Consider the following 267-nt stretch of genomic DNA (forward strand, 5'->3'; position numbering starts at 1 on the left):
CGTTCGTCCTGAGCCAGGATCAAACTCTCCAAAGAATTTGATATAGCTCTTTAAAAATGACGAAGCTTGCGCTTCATTCAAAAATTGTAAAACATTTTTGCCTCATCGTTCAGTTTTCAAAGACCAAATTGAATTAAGAAATGGTCGGGAAGACAGGATTCGAACCTGCGACCCCTTGGTCCCAAACCAAGTGCTCTACCAAGCTGAGCTACTTCCCGTTATAAATGGTGCACCCTGAGAGATTCGAACTCCCGGCCTTTAGATTCG

General features: G+C 43.4%; 1 tRNA gene. It reads right to left on the bottom strand.

The features are described 5' to 3' along the window. Nucleotides 1–141: 141 nt before the first annotated feature. Nucleotides 142–218 (bottom strand) — tRNA-Pro (locus EVJ34_RS15650). Between the last annotated feature and the right edge of the window lie 49 nt (nt 219–267).

Origin of the sequence: Exiguobacterium sp. SL-9, from assembly GCF_004336985.1 — a bacterium.
In the GTDB taxonomy this organism is placed as follows: Bacteria; Bacillota; Bacilli; order Exiguobacteriales; family Exiguobacteriaceae; genus Exiguobacterium.